Here is a 5,426-nt window from a genome sequence, read left to right on the forward strand (position 1 = left end):
GCGCACGCCGGGGCGGGGCTCGGCCTCCTCGCCGGCGAAGCGGGCGGCCGAGCGGGCGTCGACCACCTGGGCCTGCCCCGCGAGGGCCCGCTGCACGTCGCCGACATGGGCGACCGCCGAGTGGTCGAGGCGGGCGGTGAAATGGCGCCGGTCCCGCGGGCGCGCCTCGCCCTCCTCGACCGGATGACCGCCGGCGACCCAGGCCGGGAACCCGCCCTCCAGGATCGCCACGTCCCGGGCGCCGAACGCCTTCAGGGTCCAGCGTACCCGCGGGGCGGAGAAGAGGCCCATCCCGTCATAGACCACGACCGTCATGCCGTCGCCGATGCCCATCTGGCGCATCCGCGAGGCGAAGGCCTCGGGCGAGGGCAGCATGTGGGGCAGGGCGCTCGCCTCGTCGCGCACCGCGTCGATGTCGAAGCGCAGGGCCCCCGGGATGTGGCCGGCGCGGAACTCGGCCTCCGCGTCCCGGCCCATCGCCGGCAGGTACCAGGAACCGTCCACCACGACGATGTCGGGAGCCTGGAGCCGCTCTGCGAGCCAGTCCGCCGTGACGAAGGGGCCAGTCGACATGCCTGTGTGTCTCCGAAGGTGGCGCCCGCCGCGGGCGGCCGTCCGGGGCATTCTGCCCGAATTCCGGGCGCCGTCGCCAGCCGTCCGGGCGGAAAAGCCGCCTGCCTCGCGCAGGAAACCGACCCGGCGGCGGGGCGCCCGTTAAAGAATGATATCGAGGAGGCCGGCACGCCTGCCTAGAAGGTGGGCGCTCCTCCTGTCTCCGAGAGGCGAGACCGATGCCCGATCGCGCATTCCCCTCGCGACGACCCAGCGCCGCATCTGGCACACTGTTTGCGACGACCCCTCCACTGCACCCGCCGTGTCCACTCTCCCTTGCACGGCCGGGCGTGGTCGACGGGCCAGGCAGTGAGACTCCGAGGGCTGCCTGGCCCGCCCGTCCCCGGCGGCGCGTCGAACCGGGATTCGCGCGGCTGCCACGCGCGTGGATCGGTTTCGGACGCCTCCCGGATACGCCTCGGGCGACCTGCGCGGGATCGCGCGCGTGAGAGGGAGGATGCGATGAAGGCCACGGCGCGCTTCGAGTGGCCGGTCCGTCCCGACCGGATCGAGGTCTCGTCCCTCGGCTACCTCGCCGCCGCGATCCTCTGTGCCGACCTGCGGGCCGCCCGCGCGGCGGCACCGGGCGCGCCGCGGTCTGCGACCGTGCACCGTCTGGTGCCGCGCCGGGCGCGGCCGCCGTCGCGGCCGGCCCCGGTCGACGACGGCCTGCGGCGCGCAGCCGAGGCGTGAGCCACGGCTAAAGAAAAAGGCGGCCCACCGGGGCCGCCTTGTTCCGGGGGCGGGCCCGTGGGACCCGCCGGATGCGTCGCGTCAGAGCCTGGGCGAGCGGCCGCGCATCAGGCCGAAGATGGCCGAGACGGCGAACAGGACAATCGCCACGAAGAACACGATCTTGGCCGCCTCCATGGCGGTGCCGGCGATGCCGCCGAAACCCAGCAGAGCGGCGACGAGGGCGACGACGAGGAAGGTGATAGCCCAGCCGATCATTGGAAACTCCCGTATGGATGGCTGCTCGATTGCTTCGCGGCGCCGTTGCGGAGAAGCGTCGCAGCAAGTTGAACGAGAAACAGCCGGACCGGGCGACAGGTTCCGCGGATTTTTTCGGATGAAAGCCGTCGGTCGGCCGTGCAGCAGGGACGAGCCTGCGGGGGCCGGGGCCGGCATGCGGTGCTGCGACGGACGGGAGAATGGCTCCCCGAGCAGGACTCGAACCTGCGACAAGGCGATTAACAGTCGCCTGCTCTACCAACTGAGCTATCGGGGATCGCGGCGGGACGTCTACCCAAGGCGGGCAGGGGGCGCAAGGGGTTTTTGGCCCGCGCCCGGCATTTTGCGAGCCGGCTCACTCCCGCCGCGCCTCCCCCGCGATTTGCTCCCGCATCCCTGTTGCGGAGCCGGGGCGGGCTCTGCTAATGAGCCCTCGTCCCCGGGTCGTCCGCCCGATGCCGGGGAGGCGGCGCGCCGGCCCTCGAGCCCGGCCCGCCCGATCGCCGGCCCGCGTGCCGGCCCGGATGGCCTCGTGGCGGAGTGGTTACGCAGAGGACTGCAAATCCTTGCACCCCGGTTCGATTCCGGGCGAGGCCTCCACCCTTCCCTCACATCGTCAGACTCATGGCAGCCCGGCGCTCGAGCCCGGACCCGGATCCTTGCCTTTTCGGCGGCGATCCACCACAACCTCGTCGCCCGGCGGCTTGGCCGTCGCTAAAGCTCTCCAGAGACGTTCATGCTCGACTACGCGCAAGCGCGCCGCCTCATGGTCGATTGCCAGCTCCGGACGTTCGACGTGACCGATATCGCGCTCCTCGACGCGTTCGACGCCGTCCCGCGCGAGCGGTTCATGCCGGCGGACCGGCAGGACTTCGCCTATATCGACCAGCCTCAGGCGGTCGGCACCGAGGACGGCGAGACCCGCTTCATGCCGGCCCCGATGGTGCTGGCGCGCCTGATCCAGGCGCTGGCCCTCAAGCCCGGCAACCGCGTCCTCGAGGTGGGGACCGGCCTCGGCTACGGCGCCGCGCTCCTGCGCCGCCTCGGCGTCGAGGTCGTCGCCCTCGAATCGCTCCCCGGCCTCGCGACGGCGGCGCGCGAGCGCTTGGCTGAAGGCGGGCTGGGCGCGGGCGCGACCGTCGAGGTCGGCCCGCTCGAGAAGGGCGCGCCGGATCATGCGCCCTACGACGCGATCCTGATCAACGGCCAGGTCGAGCAGCGCCCGCAGACCCTGCTGGAGCAGCTCGCCGACGGCGGCCGCCTCGCCTGCGTCCAGGGGCAGGGACGCCCGGCGAAGGCGACCCTGTGGGTGCGCTCCGGCGATGCCTTCGGCTCGCGACCGCTGTTCGACGCCAACCTGCCGTCCCTGCGGGCCTTCGCGGTCGAGCCCGGCTTCGCCTTCTGAACCCCGGGCTTCCGGGGGCGGCCCGGCGGCCGCGCCCGGACCGGCCCCTCCGAAAGAGGGTGCCCCTCATCCGATCTGACACGGGGGCCGGCGGCTCCCGTCCGGGCCCCGCCCGGCGATTTCACTTGCGAGCCCGTTCCGGCGCGCAGCCCCCGCGCGGTGCCGGCCGAGGCCGGAACGCCGCGGCAGCCATCCGCTGGACGCGACGGCAGCGCGCGGAAGCACTCCCCCGCCAAAGACTTGCAGGATGCACGCCGTTGCCCCGGCCTCGCCCGGGGTCAGGCGCGAATCGCCGCCCCGCTGCGGACCGCGCCTTTTTATTCCCTTAAGGCACCTGTCGCTTTTATGCGGCACCGCCGGCCAAACTCGGTCGTCCACAGTGCGGGGACCGTGCCCCCGGAACCGCCCTCGGCTAAGGTCACACCCGAGGTGGGCACAGCGATATGACGAACCGGCTCCGCCGCCCGCGGTGAAGAGCCGGTCGATTGTGGGCTAGCCGCACAGGGTAGACAGGCGTGACTGACACAGGAACTCGGGCGTTCCGCGGGCTTCGGCTGGGCGGGTTCGCCGCCATGGCGCTCGCCATGGCGGCCCAGGGCGCGACCGCGGAAACCCTGGAGAGCGCTCTCGCGCGGGCCTATGCGGGCAACCCGACGCTGAACGCGCAGCGCGCCGGCCAGCGCGCCACCGACGAGAACGTGCCGCGGGCGCTGGCGGGCTATCGTCCGACCGTCAGCGCCTCGGCCAGCGTAGGCGTCAGCCACATCAACGGCCGGCTCGGCGGTGCCGCGGCCCTGGGGGCCGGTGGCGGGGGCGGAGGCGACGCGCAGCAGACCCTGGTCCCGGGCTCCGCGGGGCTCACAGTCAACCAGACCCTGTTCAACGGCTTCCGGACCGACAACCAGACCCGGCAGGCCGAATCGCAGGTGCTGAGCGGCCGCGAGACCCTGCGCAACACCGAGATGCAGACGCTGTTCTCGGCGGCGCAGGCCTACATGAACGTGCTGGCGGACACCGCCACCCTGGAGCTCAACCGCAACAACGTCGAGGTGCTGGAGGAGCAGCTCCGCCAGACCCGCGACCGCTTCAACGTCGGCGAGGTCACCCGCACCGACGTCGCCCAGGCCGAGGCGCGGCTCGCCGGCGCCCGGGCCCAGGTCAGCCTGGCCGAGGCGAACCTGCGCACCAGCATCGCGACCTTCCGGCAGGTGATCGGCGTCGAGCCGCGCCAGCTCGCCCCCGGCCGGCCGATCGACCGCTTCGTGCCCCCGACCCTGACGGCGGCGGTCGATATCGGCCTCGCCGAGCACCCGGCGATCCTCGCCGCGCTCCACGCCGTCGACGCGGCCGAGGCGCAGGTGAAGATCGCCGAATCGTCGCTCTACCCGACCGTGACGGTGAGCGGCAACGCCTCGCAGGTCTTCGACCAGCAGATCGCCAACACCCGCTTCTTCCAGGGCTCGGTGATCGGCCAGCTCACGGTCCCGCTCTACCAGGGCGGCGCCGAGTACGCGCAGATCCGCCAGGCCAAGGAGCAGGTCGGGCAGACCCGTCTCCAGGCCGAGCTCACCCGCGACCAGATCCGCGCCGGCATCGTCACCGCCTGGGGCGCCCTCGAGGCGGCCAAGGCCCGCGTCATCGCCTCGCAGGCCCAGGTCCAGGCCAACGAGGTGGCGCTCAACGGCGTGCGCGAGGAGGCCCGGGTCGGCCAGCGCACCACCCTCGACGTGCTGAACGCCCAGCAGGAGCTGCTGACCGCCCGCGTCAGCCTGATCGCCGCCCAGCGCGACCGGGTCGTGGGCTCCTACCAGGTGGTCCAGACCGTCGGCCGCCTCACCACCCGATTCGTCGCGATCCCGGTGGCGCAGTACAGCGCCAAGCAGCACTACGATCAGGTCAAGGACCTCTGGTACGGCGTGCGCACGCCGGATGGCCGCTGACGGATGGCGCCGGCCGGGCCGCGCCTTCCTGTGAGTTGCAGGCCGCCTCGCTTGTGCGGGGCCGGCCCTGTGGAATACTGCGTACGCGACACCTGTGACCCCTCCCACACCTCTGCACTCGAGCGTTGAGCCGGATGAGCGCCGCGAGCCCCAAGACGCAGGACAAGACGCAGGAACCCTCGATGGAGGAGATCCTCGCCTCCATCCGCCGCATCATCGCCGACGACCAGAAGCCGGCCGAGCCGCCCGCCGCCGGCTCGCGGCCCGTGGCGGTGCCGCCCCCCGAGCCGGACGACGACGTCCTCGACCTCGCCGAGGTGGCCAAGCCCGCCCCCAAGCCGGTGCCGGAGCCGGCCGCCAAGGCTCCGCCCAAGCCGGCGCCCGAGCCCGAGCCCGAGCCCGAGCCGAGCTTCGACGACATCTCGGAGATCGCCTTCCGGGACGAGCCGATGGATTTCGACTCGATCGAGATCGAGCCGGAGCCCGCTCCGCCGCCGCCTCCGCCCGAGCCCCCGAAG

The 5,426-nt window shown here is 72.8% G+C and carries 5 protein-coding genes, 2 tRNA genes and 1 pseudogene; 5 read left to right on the forward strand and 3 right to left on the reverse strand.

The features are described from left to right. Positions 1-573 (reverse strand): sulfurtransferase (locus tag VQ02_RS31805; protein WP_048448268.1); only part of this gene is annotated, 573 nt, incomplete at its 3' end. 501 nt (positions 574-1,074) lie between these two features. Here VQ02_RS31805 and VQ02_RS31810 point away from each other — a divergent pair. Next, positions 1,075-1,305: a hypothetical protein gene (locus VQ02_RS31810; protein ID WP_048448269.1), complete on the forward strand. Its 231-nt coding sequence runs from the start codon at positions 1,075-1,077 to the stop codon at positions 1,303-1,305. 81 nt (positions 1,306-1,386) lie between these two features. Here VQ02_RS31810 and VQ02_RS36380 read toward each other — a convergent pair whose 3' ends face one another. After that, positions 1,387-1,563: a DUF1328 domain-containing protein gene (locus VQ02_RS36380; RefSeq protein ID WP_048448270.1), complete on the reverse strand. Its 177-nt coding sequence runs from the start codon at positions 1,561-1,563 to the stop codon at positions 1,387-1,389. A 201-nt stretch (positions 1,564-1,764) separates the two neighbouring features. Further along, positions 1,765-1,840 (reverse strand) — tRNA-Asn (locus VQ02_RS31820). 249 nt (positions 1,841-2,089) lie between these two features. On the opposite strand from VQ02_RS31820, the gene VQ02_RS31825 reads away from it, so the two are divergent. The 4 genes and pseudogenes from VQ02_RS31825 to VQ02_RS31840 all read left to right on the forward strand — a co-directional run. Then, positions 2,090-2,163: transfer RNA gene (locus tag VQ02_RS31825), tRNA-Cys, on the forward strand. 136 nt (positions 2,164-2,299) lie between these two features. Then, positions 2,300-2,968, forward strand: a complete 669-nt coding sequence (locus tag VQ02_RS31830) for a protein-L-isoaspartate O-methyltransferase family protein (RefSeq protein WP_048448271.1) — start codon at positions 2,300-2,302, stop codon at positions 2,966-2,968. Between the two features lie 572 nt (positions 2,969-3,540). Next, complete coding sequence (locus tag VQ02_RS31835; RefSeq protein WP_209437092.1) at positions 3,541-4,908, forward strand: TolC family outer membrane protein; 1,368 nt, start codon at positions 3,541-3,543, stop codon at positions 4,906-4,908. A 134-nt stretch (positions 4,909-5,042) separates the two neighbouring features. Then, positions 5,043-5,426, forward strand: a pseudogene (locus VQ02_RS31840) (hypothetical protein); the annotation flags it as partial.

This window comes from Methylobacterium variabile, assembly GCF_001043975.1.
Taxonomy (GTDB): domain Bacteria; phylum Pseudomonadota; class Alphaproteobacteria; order Rhizobiales; family Beijerinckiaceae; genus Methylobacterium; species Methylobacterium variabile.